This is a genomic window from Vibrio sp. 1078-1 (assembly GCF_033340475.1).
The window spans coordinates 1-511 of record NZ_JAWOWM010000940.1 but is presented as its reverse complement, the minus strand read 5'-3'; the positions used below and the strand labels follow the sequence as shown (position 1 = coordinate 511).

At 40.1% G+C, this 511-nt stretch carries 1 pseudogene; it reads right to left on the bottom strand.

From position 1 onward, the window contains the following. Positions 1-118 precede the first annotated feature (118 nt). Positions 119-511: pseudogene (locus R7190_RS30980) on the bottom strand (insulinase family protein); the annotation flags it as partial.

Here is a 511-nt window from a genome sequence, read left to right as displayed (position 1 = left end):
CTCGGGACAAGTGAAAGCTAAGTTATTGATAGTTCATGCATCTAGATAAACAACCCATTAAAAGTCGCTTATCTAGATGAATAGCGGAGAGATCACTCTCCGCTATTAAATGTGTACTCTATCGAATGATTTCAAGCTCTTCTACGTCTTTCCCCAACTTTTCTAGTTGAGGACGAAGTGATTTAGCATCACCAACGACGATAATTTGATAGTCATTCGGATCAAACCATTTTTGAGCTAATGCATTCAAAGTTTGCTTATCCACTTTCTCAACGATAGCGTTTCTTTGCTGCAAGTAATCTTGATCGAGGTTGTACTTGAGAATATCACTAATGAGTTCCGCTTTTTGTGTCGGCGTTTCATATTTCAGTGCATCTTTTTGACCGACCGCTTGGCGCATAAATTTCATTTCTTCATCAGTCATTCCAGATTGAGCGTATTCATTCAGCTCATTTTCCATCTCGATAATCGATGCGACCGTCGAATCGGCACGAACTTGCGCGGTAAATAC